General features: G+C 41.2%; 14 protein-coding genes. 8 read left to right on the top strand and 6 right to left on the bottom strand.

Annotated features, from left to right (window positions below; translation table 11 throughout):
• Window positions 1–2 precede the first annotated feature (2 nt).
• Both AAEY99_RS01630 and AAEY99_RS01625 read left to right on the top strand, forming a co-directional pair.
• Window positions 3–128: a hypothetical protein gene (locus AAEY99_RS01630; protein WP_259395480.1), complete on the top strand. Its 126-nt coding sequence runs from the start codon at window positions 3–5 to the stop codon at window positions 126–128.
• Entirely contained in the window at window positions 128–349 is a 222-nt protein-coding gene (locus AAEY99_RS01625) for a hypothetical protein (protein ID WP_351008749.1), read from the top strand. The genes AAEY99_RS01630 and AAEY99_RS01625 overlap by 1 nt, the downstream gene beginning before the upstream one ends.
• On the opposite strand, the gene AAEY99_RS01620 is transcribed toward AAEY99_RS01625, so the two are convergent.
• Window positions 346–1557 (bottom strand): tyrosine-type recombinase/integrase, encoded by a 1212-nt coding sequence (locus AAEY99_RS01620; RefSeq protein WP_351008746.1) that lies wholly within the window; start codon window positions 1555–1557, stop codon window positions 346–348. The genes AAEY99_RS01625 and AAEY99_RS01620 overlap by 4 nt on opposite strands.
• Before the next feature lie 186 nt (window positions 1558–1743).
• On the opposite strand from AAEY99_RS01620, the gene sbcB reads away from it, so the two are divergent.
• The 5 genes from sbcB to AAEY99_RS01595 all read left to right on the top strand — a co-directional run bounded on the left by sbcB (window position 1744) and on the right by AAEY99_RS01595 (window position 8332).
• Window positions 1744–3165 carry an exodeoxyribonuclease I gene (gene sbcB / locus AAEY99_RS01615; RefSeq protein WP_162022861.1) on the top strand — a complete coding sequence of 474 codons (1422 nt, stop codon included), beginning with the start codon at window positions 1744–1746 and terminating at the stop codon, window positions 3163–3165.
• A gap of 45 nt (window positions 3166–3210) precedes the next feature.
• Window positions 3211–4107, top strand: a complete 897-nt coding sequence (gene cdd, locus AAEY99_RS01610; protein WP_101087538.1) for a cytidine deaminase — start codon at window positions 3211–3213, stop codon at window positions 4105–4107.
• A 508-nt stretch (window positions 4108–4615) separates the two neighbouring features.
• Entirely contained in the window at window positions 4616–7762 is a 3147-nt protein-coding gene (locus tag AAEY99_RS01605) for an intermembrane phospholipid transport YdbH family protein (RefSeq protein ID WP_351008743.1), read from the top strand.
• Between the two features lie 63 nt (window positions 7763–7825).
• Window positions 7826–7984: a YnbE family lipoprotein gene (locus AAEY99_RS01600; protein WP_081430160.1), complete on the top strand. Its 159-nt coding sequence runs from the start codon at window positions 7826–7828 to the stop codon at window positions 7982–7984.
• A 15-nt stretch (window positions 7985–7999) separates the two neighbouring features.
• A complete protein-coding gene (locus AAEY99_RS01595; protein WP_182744849.1) occupies window positions 8000–8332 on the top strand; it encodes a YdbL family probable chaperone protein in 333 nt (110 codons plus the stop codon).
• A 52-nt stretch (window positions 8333–8384) separates the two neighbouring features.
• On the opposite strand, the gene AAEY99_RS01590 is transcribed toward AAEY99_RS01595, so the two are convergent.
• The 5 genes from AAEY99_RS01590 to AAEY99_RS01570 form a co-directional block, all read right to left on the bottom strand.
• The gene (locus AAEY99_RS01590; RefSeq protein WP_101087535.1) at window positions 8385–8789 is read right to left on the bottom strand and encodes a hypothetical protein; all 405 of its coding nucleotides are present in this window, start codon (window positions 8787–8789) and stop codon (window positions 8385–8387) included.
• Window positions 8790–8807: 18 nt separating this feature from the next.
• A complete protein-coding gene (locus tag AAEY99_RS01585; protein ID WP_335692576.1) occupies window positions 8808–9398 on the bottom strand; it encodes a GNAT family N-acetyltransferase in 591 nt (196 codons plus the stop codon).
• Window positions 9399–9579: 181 nt separating this feature from the next.
• A complete protein-coding gene (locus tag AAEY99_RS01580) occupies window positions 9580–10203 on the bottom strand; it encodes a 2OG-Fe(II) oxygenase (protein WP_351008741.1) in 624 nt (207 codons plus the stop codon).
• Window positions 10204–10431: 228 nt separating this feature from the next.
• On the bottom strand, window positions 10432–12234 hold the full coding sequence (locus AAEY99_RS01575; RefSeq protein ID WP_502959485.1) for a SulP family inorganic anion transporter: 1803 nt from the start codon (window positions 12232–12234) through the stop codon (window positions 10432–10434).
• Window positions 12235–12385: 151 nt separating this feature from the next.
• Window positions 12386–14302, bottom strand: coding sequence for a choice-of-anchor I family protein (locus AAEY99_RS01570; protein ID WP_351008739.1), 1917 nt, complete (start codon window positions 14300–14302; stop codon window positions 12386–12388).
• A 304-nt stretch (window positions 14303–14606) separates the two neighbouring features.
• Between AAEY99_RS01570 and AAEY99_RS01565 the strand changes: the two genes are divergently transcribed.
• Window positions 14607–15767, top strand: a complete 1161-nt coding sequence (locus tag AAEY99_RS01565) for a multidrug effflux MFS transporter (protein ID WP_182744867.1) — start codon at window positions 14607–14609, stop codon at window positions 15765–15767.
• The last annotated feature ends 324 nt before the right edge of the window (window positions 15768–16091 follow it).

Here is a 16091-nt window from a genome sequence, read left to right as displayed (position 1 = left end):
ACATGAAAAAGTCAGACGTTATCAAAGAAGCATTAAAACAATGGTATGCCCTTCCCCGGGATCAGGTCGGCTCATGCCAGCATTACATGAAAACACTAGCAGAAAAGCTTAAAAAGGAAGGTCAATAATGAGTAATTTAAATCAACAAGATAGTCACGCCAATACAGGAATACAACAAGAACCATTGTTCCTCAACACCAAAGAAGTCATGGTGCGTTATCGGATCGGCTCTACTGCTACATTATGGAAGTGGCGCAAAACTCTTGGTTTCCCAAACCCAATCCATAATGGGCGATTTTACAACATACAAGCACTTAAAAAGTGGGATGAAGAGCAATTGGCATCTTAAGGCAAGGTATCCAACAACATTGCATTTCTATCCCCTTTAGCAGACAGCAGCAGTTTTTCCGTCCACATTTGGTATGCTGCTGCTTGCTCATCTAGCCAATCATGCTTGTTATAAACAGCCATCACACCACCAAGGACATGACCTAGCATTTTTTCTGTTACATGCGGCAAAACACCAAGCTCAGAAAGTCTCGTTGAAATAGTTCTTCTGAAATCATGCAGTCTCCAGTCTGGAATATCTACTCTTGGTCTGATTTCTCTGACTAATTTATTAACCGACGCTATACCAACAGGTCTTTTAAAGTCATTTGGTGCAGGAAAAGTCCATTGAGAGCGATGTAAAGACCATTGCTCCTGAAGCAGCTCGAGTAAAGCTGGGCTTATTGGCCGCCTGATAGGTTGGTTAGTTTTACTGTTAATAACCGGAACAGTCCACACCATACTGTCTAAATCAAAATCAGCACGACTTGATTTAAGTAGCTCAGACACCCTCGCCCCTGTCATCATGCAAGCCTTTATAGCATTAGTGATGGTTCTTGTTGCTCTTGTTTTATCTAGCTCACGCCAAATTCTCCCGCATTCGAGTACGGTTAACACTCGTGAACCCACTGTGGAGGCTGAGCCAATGTCTGATACTCTAAGCTGTAACACATCAACCGATTTGATTAATTGTCTTCTTACTGACCAATTTAGTATTGTCTTTAACTGTTTTAGTATGGCACCAGAGGTTACTCGACTCACTTTTGATTTCTCATCAAAGAAGTCAATCCATTCTCCAAGTGTAATATCATCAACTAACCTATCATCAAAAGCATCAAACAAATGCACACGAAAACATGATTGATAGGTAGCAATCGTTCCAGGCTTTAACGAACTACCTTGTTTAAGTAAAAACTGTTCGCAGCAATATCTGACATTCACTTTGCCTCTTCTTGTATTGCGTTGTTTCCAATACACTCTTGGATCTGTATCATTCGCTAATGCGTTTCTCAGTTCAGGTACGAATTTTCGAGCTTCAGATAATTTAACATCAGGATAGCGACCTAAAGTTAAACGTCCAACAGAAGAACGAAAACGGAAGCGGTACTGCCAAGTTATAGTGCCGGCATTACTAATGCGGACACTTAAACCGTCACGGTCAGCAATCTCAGGCTTACCAGTATATGGTTTTCCGTTTATAGAACGTAACTGCGTGTCAGATAAAGACATTTAAAAAATCCGTGTACAGATTTATTACTCGATATAACGAGTTTATGACACAAAACCAAATATGTACACACAGGTGTACGCGGAAGCTAAAGCAGCACAAGAAAACCAACTAAATTAGAATGAAAGGTTTAAAGCGGATTTAACCATGATTTACATAAAGTTAAATGCAAAAATGAGCAGAATAAAATGAAAATAAATCATGAAGAAACCCCATCACTTTACTGGCACGATTATGAAACATTCGGGGCAAACCCAAGCAAAGATCGTCCGTCTCAGTTTGCGGGAATTCGAACCGATCTAGAACTCAACATTATCGGCGAACCTGAAACATTTTATTGCAAACTCGCGCCTGACTATTTACCGTCTCCCGAAGCCATATTAATTACGGGGATAACCCCACAACTGGCCAACCTTAAGGGCGTACCAGAAGCTGAGTTTATGAAACGTATTAATACGCTGTTTAGCCAACCCAGCACCTGTGTTGTGGGCTATAACTCATTACGTTTTGATGATGAGGTCAGTCGCTATGGTTTCTATCGTAATTTTATAGACCCTTACGCGCGAGAATGGCAAAACGGTAATTCTCGTTGGGATATCATTGATTTAGTTCGAGCTTGCTATGCATTTCGTCCAGACGGAATAAATTGGCCGAAGAAAGAAGATGGCTCACCGAGTTTCAAGCTAGAGTTACTCACCCAAGCGAATGGTTTAAGTCATGAAAAAGCCCATGATGCTATGTCAGACGTTTATGCCACGATTGCTATGGCTAAACTGATAAAGCAGACACAACCCAAGCTGTACGAATATTATTTTAATTTAAGGCGTAAACAAGCGGTTGCGGATCATATTGATGTCCTTAAAATGCAGCCTTTGGTTCATGTCAGTTCAAAAATTAGTGCGCTGCAAGGCTGTACTACGTTAATCGCGCCAGTGGCATATCACCCAACTAATAAAAATGCGGTGATATGCGTTAATTTGGCCATGGATATCTCGCCATTATTAGAATTATCTGCTCAAGAAATAAACGACCGTATGTATACGTCTCGTCAAAACTTAGCTGAAAATGAGCTCGCTATACCACTCAAACAAATCCACCTTAACAAGTGTCCCTTTATCGGATCGCCAAAATTACTTGACGACGAGGTAGCTGAAAAATTACAGTTCGATAAAGCATTTGCACGTGAGCAATATAAACGCTTAAAAAACCACCCAGAATTGCGCGAAAAGCTTAACCAAGTATTTGAACTTGAATCAGATCGTAAACCGATCACCGATCCTGATTTAATGCTATATAGCGGTGGATTTTTCAGCCATGCTGATAAAACAAAAATGGACATTATTTGCCATACTGCACCACATAATTTAGCAGCTTTGGCATTGCAATTTGATGATCCGCGGATCAATGAAATGTTGTTTCGTTTTCGGGCACGTAATTATCCAGAAACATTAAGCGACAGTGAAGTCCGTAAATGGCGTGATTTCTGTCAACAACGCTTATCGGATGCCGATTATGTGATTAAACTCGAGAACCTGGTCGAAGAAACCAGCGAGAATGAACACAAACAAAAGCTATTAAAAGCCCTATATCAATATTTACAGTCACTATAGTAAATTTTATTTTTACCCAATTTATTTCATCTAAGGATTAAGGGAATGCAAAATCGTTTTTTAGAAAGCATTACTCAACTAGACAAACCTTTGGCCAATGCGCTTGTGCCATTATTACACGAGCAATTTTGCGGTCATATTGATGCAAGTCAATTTGCAGGCCTAGTTAACGCAAGCGGTAAAACAGAGCAACAAGTGCTCATGGATTTATTACCTATTGCCGCAGCACTCGCTAACCCACCGATAAGCGAATTTTATGTCGGTGCTATTGCAAAAGGTGGCAGTGGCGACTTGTACATGGGTGCTAATTTAGAATTACCCGGAGAAGCGTTATTTCACAGTGTTCATGCTGAACAAAGTGCCATCAGTCATGCATGGTTAAGTGGTGAAACAGAAATTGTTGATATCATTGTAAACTTCAGTCCTTGTGGTCATTGTCGCCAATTTATGAACGAACTAGTCAATGGCAGTAAGATAAATATTCACCTGCCTAATCAACCAACCCAAACATTAGCGCATTATTTACCTTATGCGTTTGGGCCGGCAGACTTAGATATAACCGTGCCACTATTATGTAAGCGCGAGCAAGAATTTAATTGTGATTCAGATGACCCAATGATCATCGAAGCCATTGATCAAATGGGCCTCAGTTACGCGCCATATACTAATAGCAATGCCGCTGTTGTATTAGAAACTAACGACGGCGCCACTTTCTGTGGTCGTTATGCTGAAAGTGCGGCATTTAATCCATCAATGCAACCGATGCAAATGGCATTATCCAATTTAATCCGCCATAACCGTCAATACAGCGAAATAAAGCGCGCGGTATTAGTCGAATCATCAGTAGGCAAAATTACCTTGGTCGGCGCTGCTATGGATGCTCTGCATGCAATCGCACCGATTGAGCTTCAACATATGGTTGTAGAACCATTGCTGGGATAAATAACAGCAAACTTACTATGTTAAATATTCAGATAGATGGAAGGCGCTAATAAGCGCCTTTTTTTATTTGGATTAACACTACATTAAACCTAGATTAATAATGTATTATATTTTAACAATCTACTGCTGATACCATGCTAAGCTAATTGACATTTTTAGCATGGATAATATTAATTTAGCATGGATAATATTAATTTAGCATGGATAACATTAAATTATCGGTGTACACATCGTTAAACAAACAACTGTTTATTGCTATTTTAATTATTTACTGGCTAATAATTTTCATCTAATGCAGCGTTTAATCAACAACAGTCTGTAGATAATTTATCTCCTTTAATGGCAGATAATGAGTAGGATTATTACCATGGCCGATATTAATCAATCTTATAGCCAAATTCAGATAATAACTGCAACATTATTAACGGGCACATCGTTATCTATGAACAAACAAATGTAAAGCGAGTCACTATTGCGCATATCGAGCCTTAGCAAAGTTTTACTCTTTATGCTGTTTTGTACAGTCGCTTTAGTATGGGCCATTATCGAAAATGCCAAACCTCTTACGGTCAAAATACTCAACAACTTATTAGCCGACAACCACATAGAAGTGCTTAATTTTGATGCCGAATATGTCTCATTTAATCATATTCGGATCCCCAGGTTAGTCCTAAAAATTGAAGACAGTCATATCGCTATCCAAGAGTTCAATCTTGAGCTGCGTGACAGCCTGCAAATTCTTAAAAACCAACAAATCAACGCCGACGATATCGTTAGCATCAAAACCCAGAGTGTTTATGTTGATTTGGGCGACAGTTTTTTCATTCGTCAATCACAACAAACTGAAGAATCTCCAGCGGCAATGCAACTCAACCTCGCAAAATTACCCACTATTGAGCTAGGTGAAATAAACATTAAGCTACCAGTGCTGGATAAAGATCTCCCACAGCAACACACTTTAAAGATGGACCAGCTTACGTTGACACAAAAAGGTCAACTAAATACCTTGTGGCGATTTAATGACTTCCCGCTATTTAGCCTAGATGCCAGCTTAGACAAACGTGCTTGGCAATTTAACACCCTTGTTGATTTAGGGTTAAGCTATCAAGGGCTTGATTCATTAGAACAATATTTAAGCTTATTAAACAATAAACAACAGTCACAACAAGCGCAAAGCAACAATATGCTTCATGGTTTGCATACGCAGCTATCACAACTTCTACAACCCATTCGTCAACAGCAAGTCACCATAGAAGGCCAATGGACAGCCAACAGTAAAATTAACTTAATCAGCGGCGAGATGAGCAGTCAGCAATCGATAGACGGATTATCTTTGCACTCGCCACTTTGGCCTAGTGTCTATTTTTCGCCGCAACAACCCATTAAGGCGATGCTTAATTTGGGCAATTACCCGCTACAGGCCTCACTAGACAACAGTAAAACCATCGATGCCTTCGCGCTAAAACTTGATATTGCCCCGCTACACTACCAACTGTCGCCCTCACAAGACGACAGAAATAAATTAATTGCATTGTTAGCCGATGATCACGCCAATCAAATAGTTCATATCATTGAACAGTTAACCCCTAAATCACCTTCTCAGCTAGCCAGTATCGATGTAGGCATGGCCTATCCCGTTGAAGTCGTTATCCCGCTGCAAAATGATGCTCTACCTCTGCAGGTGTCAATTCCTGACCTAAGCGTCAGCATTGAAGGTTTATTGCTCCAAAGCAAATTAAAACTGGCGCACACCACATTCAATAGTCATCAACAATTTAACAGTCATTTCGATTGGGGTATGGCATTGTCGACCCCGGAAGCAACAGCCAAGACACAACAACAGCCAGTTAACACACTCACCACAGCCAACACAACCGTAACCGTCAGTGAAAATATATCCGAACCAACATCAGCACCAGTAACCGCGATGGCTCCAAGTCTAATTGATATAAAAGCCTTATTCCCTGAGATCCCGTTAGAGCAGCTGTCACTTTCTAATGCGAAAGTGAATCTAGTCGGTCAAATATCGCAGTGGCAACAAAATCAACTCGAACTGTCATTGCTGCCAAGCTCCAGCGTAGCCGTCAACAACACAAGTATATTGCGCAGTATTACCAGTGAGAATGAACAACATACCAAGCAGACCAAAAAATCTTCTGCACTATTAGGGTCATTCGGACTTGTGCTTAACGACACCTCGACCATGTCATTCAAACAAAATAATACTCAACTCAATCTATCTCCGTTTACACTGCAAATTGGTCAATTGATTGTTCAGCAAGCAACCCAAGTGGACAACAGTAAACTATCAACCACACTGGCCTCGGTTAACAAAGCCGATATTGCCATCAATCAAGGTATAATCTTGGCGTTACATCAAGATGAGCCCATCGACAAGTCGCTAGAACGTTGGTTACAAAACCCTGCAACCAACGACATAGCTTGGCGTATCAATAAACTCGATATCACCAAGCAACTGGGCAAAAGTCGCCGCCAGCCACTACTTGCGCTTGATAAGATTACGGTTACTCAGCAGCTCAATTTGTCCAAAGGATTACTGGTTGGTAGCGAACAATGGCAACTCGATACCCTTAACTTAAGCAGTTATCACTTACTTAAATTTGCTGATAAAAAAAGCCCATTATCATTAGCTGGCCAATGGACTTTTGATACCGACATTGAAACAGCAATCAAGACATTACAAAAAGTCCAACCCTTGCCAGATAACTTTACAATTCAAGGCCACAGCAAACTAATCGCAGGTTTTGCATTAAGCGAAATAGGCAACACCAGTCAGTTTGAAATGAAAATTCAACAACAGTTATCATCTTTGTCAGGCCAATGGGAAGATAAAACCTTTAACGGCGGTGACGTGTTTGCCCAATGCCAATTTAACTGGCAGCAAAATCACGATGGTCCTAATACTCCTGCGGCTGAAAAACACTTTGCTCACAGTCAATTAGTCTGCCCACAAACCGCAATCAGTTTACAGCAAGCTAAGCTTGGTTTATCGCTAACAAACTTGAATTTGAATGCCGATATCGAACTCAATAAAGACGGCAATAAAACGCCGACCAATTGGTTACAGCAAGTTACAGGGTTAAGCGAGACCAACATCAACCTTACCGCCAGCGGCGACATGCTTGATGGACGCTTTTTATTACCTGAGTTTGTACTAAAACTGCATGATAAATCTTATGGATACTTATTATTACAAGGGTTGAGCCTAGAAAAATTCTTAGAAGAGCAACCGCAAGTGGGTGTTAAAGCCAATGGCTTATTTGATGGCGTATTACCCGCGGTACTGGTTGATGGCAAAGTGACTGTTACTGGTGGCAAACTGGCTGCGCGAGCACCTGGAGGATTAATTGAAGTTGCCGGAAATCCTGCAATGGATCAGCTAGAATTATCTCAGCCTTATCTTGGATTAGTCTTTACCGCACTTGAGCATCTTAACTATACTGAATTGTCGAGCTCCTTTGACATGATACCCAACGGCGATGCACAGATTAATATTGCAGTAAAAGGTAACAGCCGTGACATTGAGCGCCCTGTTCACCTTAATTACTCTCACCAAGAAAACTTAATTCAGTTATACAAAAGTACTCAGATCGGTAATCAGCTACAAAGCAAAATTGAAGCAAAAGTCCAATAGCAGCATAAAAGGATCGTCCACGTGAAATATTCATCGACATATTTAGTCAGTATCAGCACCATAATGGCATCGTTATGGTTATCAGCTTGTACGCCTACCGTAAAGATAGAGCCACCTGACAAGCCAATTGTCATTAACTTAAATGTTAAAATTGAGCATGAAATTAGAATTAAAGTGGAAAAAGAACTCAATAATTTACTTGAGAATGACGAGTTATTTTAAGCAGAGGTTATCAAGATGAAATCTAGATTCGCTTTAGCCACTGCCGTATGCTTAACCAGTTTATTATGGTGTGCCACTGCTTGGGCAATGACATTGCAACAAGCCAAAACGGCCAGACTAGTAGGTGAGCAAACAAACGGTTATTTAGGTGTTGTCATTCCATCAAAAGAAACACAACAGCTAGTACTTACGGTTAATACCAAACGCAAACACTATTATCAACTCATCGCTGAGAGAAATAAAATTAGCCTAGATAAAATTGCCACTCTTGCTGCTCAAAAAGCGATTGAAGCAGCGGAACCTGGGCATATGATCCAAACGCCACAAGGGCAATGGCTAAAAAAATAACCACGAGAGTTGCCTCTACGTGGTTATGTCTATGTCTATATCTAACAAACCATTACATGGTCGCCATAACCCAATAATCTAAGCGCTTCTGTGGGTCTGTGACAATCGATTTGCAAGAGTCTTTGTATTTTGACATCAATGCGCCTAAGTTATTCGACCCAGCTAATTTATCAATTTGCTTTTGTTTAGCAGCAACAACATCTTTTTCAACTTGCTCTGGGGCACGGTACTTACCCGCTATCGCCACGGCATCAATTGCAGAGGTTTTTAAACGATCACCCACCGCTTTCATTTGTGGGGCATTCATCGCAGCAATCGCTTCCGAGCTAATTTGATAATACGCTGCACATTCAAGTAGTTCATCAGTGAATGCTTTTTCTGCAGCATCTTCTGCGTGTGCAGTTACACTCATGCATATAGCCGACACAGTAAAAACCCACATAGCAGATTTGTTCATGGTTGTTTCCCTTCGTTTTTAGAAATTTGGAGATAAAGTTAACGATTGATAATGCGCTAAGCGAGATGTTAAAAATTGTTCAACTTGAGGCCATTCGGTTTCAATAATCGAAAACACCACAGTGTCACGAATAGTCCCGTCAGCTTGAATTTTATGATTGCGTATAATGCCATCTTGCTTAGCACCCAACCGTGCGATAGCGTTTCGAGAGGCATGATTATGCCAATGCGTCCTGAATTCGACCGCGATAGCATCTAAGGTATTAAATGCATAGCGGAGTAATAATAACTTGGACTCAGTATTAATAGCACTACGTTGATAAGATTTAGCGTACCAAGTGTAGCCTATTTCGAGTCTACGATTAGGTTGGTCCCAGTGGCAAATTCGAGTACAACCAATAATATTGCCAGAGACTTTATCACGCACCGCAAACGCGACCGCTTCGCCTTTGTTTTCACAAGCTAAAGCGTGCTCGACATACGCTTTCATACCATCGGCATTAGGAATTTGCGTAAACCATAATGTCCACAAATCGCCATCACTGGCAGCCACAGTTAATCCAGGAACGTGATCGAAAGACAGTGGCTCTAGGATAACATGTTCGCCCATTAAGCAATCTTGTCTATTAATCCAGCTCAAATTAACGCTCCTTATAGTAAAAGGTTACATTACCTTAACTGCATATAGATTTACAGCCAGCAACTACAATGTTTTTATCTATAGCGTAAAAACATTGTTTTGCTGTTGCTACAACCAATCACTAAAGATGGATCCCTTGCCAACGGTAGAATTAAAAACCGTGATTCGCGTTACTCACCCTAAACCAGCCGGCAATACTATTACGGGTTTTTGTGGTCGGCCTGACTTCATGCGGAAAGCGTTCACTTAAAAACAATACCAAGGTACCAATTTTAGGATTAACGACTTCTAAAGGTGCATCAAACTCATCATAAATGATCAATTCGCCACCATCGCTGTCTTGCCAATCTGGATTCAAGAAAAATACTGTCGATAAAATACGATTTTGGCTGCCATGAAGTGAATCAAGGTGTTTTTTATAAAACGCACCAGGCTCATAAACAGCATAGTGACTTTCAAAGTCAAACAGCCCCATAAACAAACGACGATTTAGCCCGTCTTTCAATTGGCTCATAATCGATAAATATTCACGGTCGGTATGATCTTGATTGTCTAACCAGCTAATTTTATCCGAGCGAATTTCAGTATTGATTTGTTGTTCAATCCCTCGACCAATGGCGGCTTTTTTAAAATCAATATCTTGCTGAGCTTGCACTTTTTCAAGCAAGGCTAAACTTACATAATCAGGAATGATATCAGATAAAAGGATATACCCTTTATCGACTAACGCATCTGCGATCACATCCAGCATTGCTTCACTTACTTGCGAAACCATATATGCCACATCCAACAGAAAGACTACGCTTTTTACTTTACTCAAGGGCACAGAAAGGAAATTAAGGGCCTGATTTTCGAGGGGGCGTCATTACAAAGTATGATTGCCATACCTTGGTTATTTTCGGCGATTTTATAGAATAAAACCGCCATGAACAACATTTATTAAAATCATTAAAATTCATAAACTTAAACCAAGCTAACACACAGTACCAGCTAAACCTAATGGTTAAATTTGACTATGTGTTAATACGGCCTCGGTTGAATCATCGCTATGACTATCATCAAGCTTTTGTGCCTCACAGGCTGCAACATGGCTTTGTTGCATTTTTAGAGCGAGATATAAATCTGAGCGAATAGTAATACCTTCTTCGCCCGACACCATATCTGTTTGTTCAAACCAGCTAATTAACTGCCGCTTACGCCCTGCCAACACTAAACTGACACCACGCTTTCTTAATAACACATCGATGTCGGTCAGCATTGCCATTACGCTTAGATCTAAATGAGTAAAGCAAGGTACCGCATCTATAATCACACATTCGACCGTTTCAAGTTGGTTCTGCCGAGCAAAGCGTTCCAGTAAACGGCGTTTAAAGTAGGTGGCATTAAAATAGGTTAGCGGAGAATTGAACCGATAAATAAACACGCCAGGTACCGATGAGGCTTTGTCGCTGCTATCTAAGCTGCGAATAATGCCTTTTGCATCCAGCCCCAACACTTGATCCGTCGGTCGCATAACCGTACGAAGAAACTGAAACAATCCTAATAACACTGCCAGCGTAATCCCAGGGATCACGCCAATAAAAAGTACTGCGAGGAAAGTGGTTAAAGCTAAATAAAAGGCTTGGCGATCACGTAAACGTAAGCCCCAAATCGCTTTTAAGTCGATAAGGTGCACAGACGCTATCACTAATACTACCCCGAGCGCTGCACTGGGAATAAACTCTAACGGCGCGGTTAAAAACACCGCCACTACGGCGATTAACACCGCAGCAATTACCGATACTAACTGAGTTTTACCGCCGTTAGCATCGTTCACCGCAGTACGAGAATCGGCACCACTCACGGCAAAACCTTGCGATAATGCAGAAGCAATATTGGCTAAGCCTAAGGCTTTAAACTCTTTGTCGGCATCAATGTCGTAACCATTTTTAGCAGCAAAACTGCGTGCGGTCAGCATCATACTCACAAAACTGACCATGGCTAAGTTGAGTGCCGGCATCACTAATTCACGCGCAATACCTATGTTAAACACAGGAGCTTGAAATGATGGCAAACCACCTGCCACGCTACCAATAACCGCCACATCATAATCGGTTAAATGAAAAGCCCACACAAATGCACCACCGACTGCAATTGCAAACATTGATGCTGGCCATGTCGGTTTTAACCGCTTCATCACAAAATAAACAACCACAGTGAGAATGGCCATCATCAATGTCGGTATGTGAGTTTGTGATAAATAACTTGGCGCACCGCCTAGGCGTTCAAGCAAGTATTTTTCATCAAAGGTAAAACCGAATATTTTTGAGAATTGCCCCACAATAATGGTAATAGCGACACCGTTAAGCAGCCCCATCAGAATGGGTTTGGATAAGAAATCGGCTAACACGCCTAATTTAAATCGACTTGCAATCAAGCACCAAAACCCTGTCATCACGGTCATGGTCATCACTAATTGCCAATGTTTTAGGCTATCGCCGGCCGCTAGAGGGGTCACAACGGCGGCAATTACCGCACATGTTGCAGCATCAGGGCCAACGATTAGTTGTCTTGAGGTGCCAAATAAGGCGTAGATGAGCATCGGCAACACGCATGAATACAAACCTACAGCTGCATTCACGCCCGTTAACTGCGCATACGCAATTGCCACGGGTAAAGCGACTGCAGCAACAGATAAACCAGCACGAACATCATCTTTAAGCCAGCTTCGCTCGTAACGAGAAAAGGTTTCTAAACCAGGCATAAATCCATATAACCGACTCAGTAACACAACAACCTCAATAATAATAAAGCAGGTTGTTATCATAGTTTTATTTCAAATTAATTACGACATATTCACCAACGATAAATAAAATTTCATCCAATAAAAAACGCCAAGCGAGTTAGACTTGGCGTTTTGAGTTACTAATTTGTGGCTAATATAAAATAGCCATAATGATACAGAAGTAGCGATATCGTTACTGTAAACGTAATTGATATACCACAGTGGTGCCGCTGACTTCATTACCAATTAACAATAATGGCAATCCGGTAGGGCTGTATTGACTAGCAATAAACTTCATCCCCTCAGGACCTAAATCACCCGCTAAAGAGGCATCACCTTCTACTTCGCCGGTGTCGGTATCAATGGCAAAGTCGGCATCAAAATTACGATTACGAACATAATCGACAAACGATACGGCAAAAGGGTTAGTAATGTCGTAGATCATAAAACCACCGGTGCGTTCTAAACCAATAAAGGCATAAGTATGTGAACCTATTTGGCCAATAGCTAATGCCTCTGGCTCCGGGCCTTTGTCGTCGCTGCGGCTATCACCTTTGTTTTCATCGTTGTTGTTATTGAAGTTCATCGCTAATAACGCCGCGGTAATACGCTCGAAATCACTGCCACTGTCAAAAACTTGTTGCCCCTCTGCAGTCCAAATCGAAAATGAACGGCCACCGTAAGCGACTATTTTATCCATTAAGCCATCATTATTCTCATCGCCCATACTCGTGGTGACTTTTAAGCGCCCAAGTTGGGTTTTATCTTGTGCGGCAGCAAACTGCGGATGGTTAGGGTCTAAATTCAAATCTTCAGCTCGAGCTTCTTCAGAAAAACCGTCATAGTCGCGGGCATCACCTTCGTTGGCCGTTACGATAAAATCAGTATTATTCCATCGATAACTAGCAATAGTATCAGGCTGATACATACCATAAACACCTTCGTAAGCTTGTAAATTTATGGCATCGTCTTTGTCACTGGCATCAATTTTATTAGCGTCTAAACCAAAATCTTTAAGCCCTAATGCAATAATACGCTTTACCGTTGCTGTTGCTATATCAATCACAGCAATAGCATTGTTTTCTTGTAAACTGACATACGCAAATTGACTGTCAGCTGACACTGAAATGTACTCAGGTTCTAAATCTTGCGCCACACTCGCGCCAGGACCATTAATTTTAATCAATGGATTAAGCTCTGAATTACGCGTACCACCAATATTAAAATCTTTAAAATCAATGACAGTTGCCGTGGTTGCTGGCACACCACCCTCAATGGCAATTAACGCAACAGAACCTTCAGGGTCAACATCATAAGCGCTATTAGGCTCACCTTCACCGGCAACTAACAACACACTACCGTCAGGGCTAAAAGTGACATTATCAGGTAATGCACCCACCTCAACAAACGACAAATAAACGGGTAATGCGCTTTCAGATAATCGATAGAACGCCACTATACCATTACCTTGAGTAGCGTTACCTAACGCATCGCCTCGCTCAACGGCTGCCGCTAACAAATTACCCGAGACACTGACACTGTTCACGGCGCCCAGTAAGGTTAACCCGGTATCGACGCTAATATTCAATTCGGTCTTTTTGGCAATATTATTTAAACTGTAGCCTGCTTCATCTTGAACGGCTGTTTGAGTTAATGTCGATAAATCGAGTACATCTACTTTGCCACTTTGAGCATTCACCACAAATGCGCTCTGACTCAACGGATGATAATCGACAATTTCTGCAGCACTTAAGCCATAAACACCAGACTGATAACGCCCCACTAAATCAACTGCCAAAGTATTTTGAGTAACATTACAAATCGTTTGAGTTTGGTTGCTATCAACCTCACTCATCTCTAATACGCCGTTACTATTAGTGTCTAATCCAGTGTCAATTTGCTGACCACCAAACGCGCACTGAGCATGACCTACAGCAAGAGGGGTTACACTAACCAAAGCAGATAAACCATTATTACCACTGGCTCCATCTACGCCACTATCACCCTTTGAGCCCATTTGGCCGTCATCGCCATCGCACGCTGTTAGTAGCATGGCGGTCATTATTGCAGACACTAACAGTGCCGTTTTTCCTTGAACAAAGCGCATCATAAACTAAAGTTCCGAATAGAGGTTGGTAATCTAAAGCGAATAATCTAATCAAAAACAATGAAGCTTTAATGACAATAATGTTGCATTTATGTGCCATCAATAAAAATCAATATAATGAAAATGTAAGCACAATCTGTACATATTATTCATTACAAAATCAGCCGCAGTAAATGTCTAATATCGTGGTAAACTAGCGTTGATTAAATTAGCATCGTCTGCAACACCTAAAGCACATGAGGTTCACGTGGTATCGCCATCAAAATTCGACTCGTCTCCAGTCTCTGCGGGTATTCCCCACTTAGCGATGCTAATCCCTATGCTTGCCGCTATTGTCGCCATTACGCCTTTAGCCATAGACATGTACTTACCGGCAATGTCCATGCTGGCATTAGGTTTTGAGACCGACATCACCACAGTACAACAGTCACTCAGTATTTATCTTGCAGGTTATGCCTTAGGCATGCTGATTTTTGGCCCCCTTGCCGATAAAATTGGTCGTCGACCACTGGTGATTTTTGGGTTGTTAGGTTTCACCATTATCAGTTTGTTAATTGCACTTAGTACCAGTATTGAACAGTTTTTAATATTGCGTTTTGCACAAGCTCTCATTGGCGCAGCTGCCACGGTTGTGGTACCGGGTTATATTAAAGAGATCTATGGCGACAACACCGCCAAAGGTATGTCTTATGTAAGTCTTATCATGATGTTAGCACCATTGCTCGCCCCTACTTTAGGCAGTTTAATTATGGAGCTCGGTGATTGGCATCTTATCTTTTTAAGCCAAAGTTGTTATGCCATCACATTATTGGTATTAGTATTATTTAAACTAAAAATGCCCAGCGATAAAGATCTTGGCAGTCGCAGTCAAAAGACATTTTTAGGCGGTTACTACACAGTCTTTGCTCGCAATGGCGTCAAACTGAATTTATCCAGCGGTGTATTAACGTCATTTGCTTTCTTTTGTTACTTAACCGCTTCGCCATTTATTTACATGGAAGTGTTTAATTTAGATAAATCGCTGTTTGCGATTTTATTTAGCACCAATGTGGGAGCCTTGATGCTCGCCAATATTGTTAACTCTAGAGTGGTAACCCGATTCGGCTCAAAACGGATGTTACACGTAGCAACATTCTTCGGCGTCATTGCCGCAACCGGCCTACTAGCGGTTAATTTACTTGATTTAAGTTATCATTTTACCGTGTTAATGCTTATCCCTTTAATGGGTTCGCTCGGGGTAATGTCGGTCAATGCAGACGCCATTGTATTAATGAAGTTCAAGCAAGAAACCGGCACCGCAACTGCCGTCATTGGTACGCTAAGATTTGGTTTTGGTGCAGTAGCGGGGCCACTGTTGGCGTACTTTTATGATGGTACTGCCGTGCCCTTTTCAGCGCTGATGCTTGGCGCAATATTGCTAGTCGGATTATGTCAGTTTTTTCAAAGTACCTTACCTAAAACTGAATAACGCAAAATATTTCTGAAATAACATTATGCAGAGGCCACTATTTTAGTGGTCTTTTTATTGCCTTATTATTGGTGATAGACACTATCAATCCCCTTTCGCCGAGCAAATAGCAGCACTTAAACATCAAACTCATCACAACAACCAAAAACAGCCCATAAACATGAAATGATTTCAACCTTGAAAAATAATTAACTAAAGGGGTTGCAGTAAAAATAAATTTACATAAGATGGAGGCTAGTTACTTGTTCAGTAACAATGAAACCAGCCATTGAATATTGCGACAGCAATTTCAATCTTCGAGTTTGGATTATCCTTCAAACTTAT

It is taken from the genome of Shewanella sp. S1-58-MNA-CIBAN-0166 (genome assembly GCF_040310085.1).
In the GTDB taxonomy this organism is placed as follows: Bacteria; Pseudomonadota; Gammaproteobacteria; order Enterobacterales; family Shewanellaceae; genus Shewanella.
Note: the sequence above shows the minus strand (reverse complement) of the source record. Positions and strands in the feature narration are given on the sequence as shown.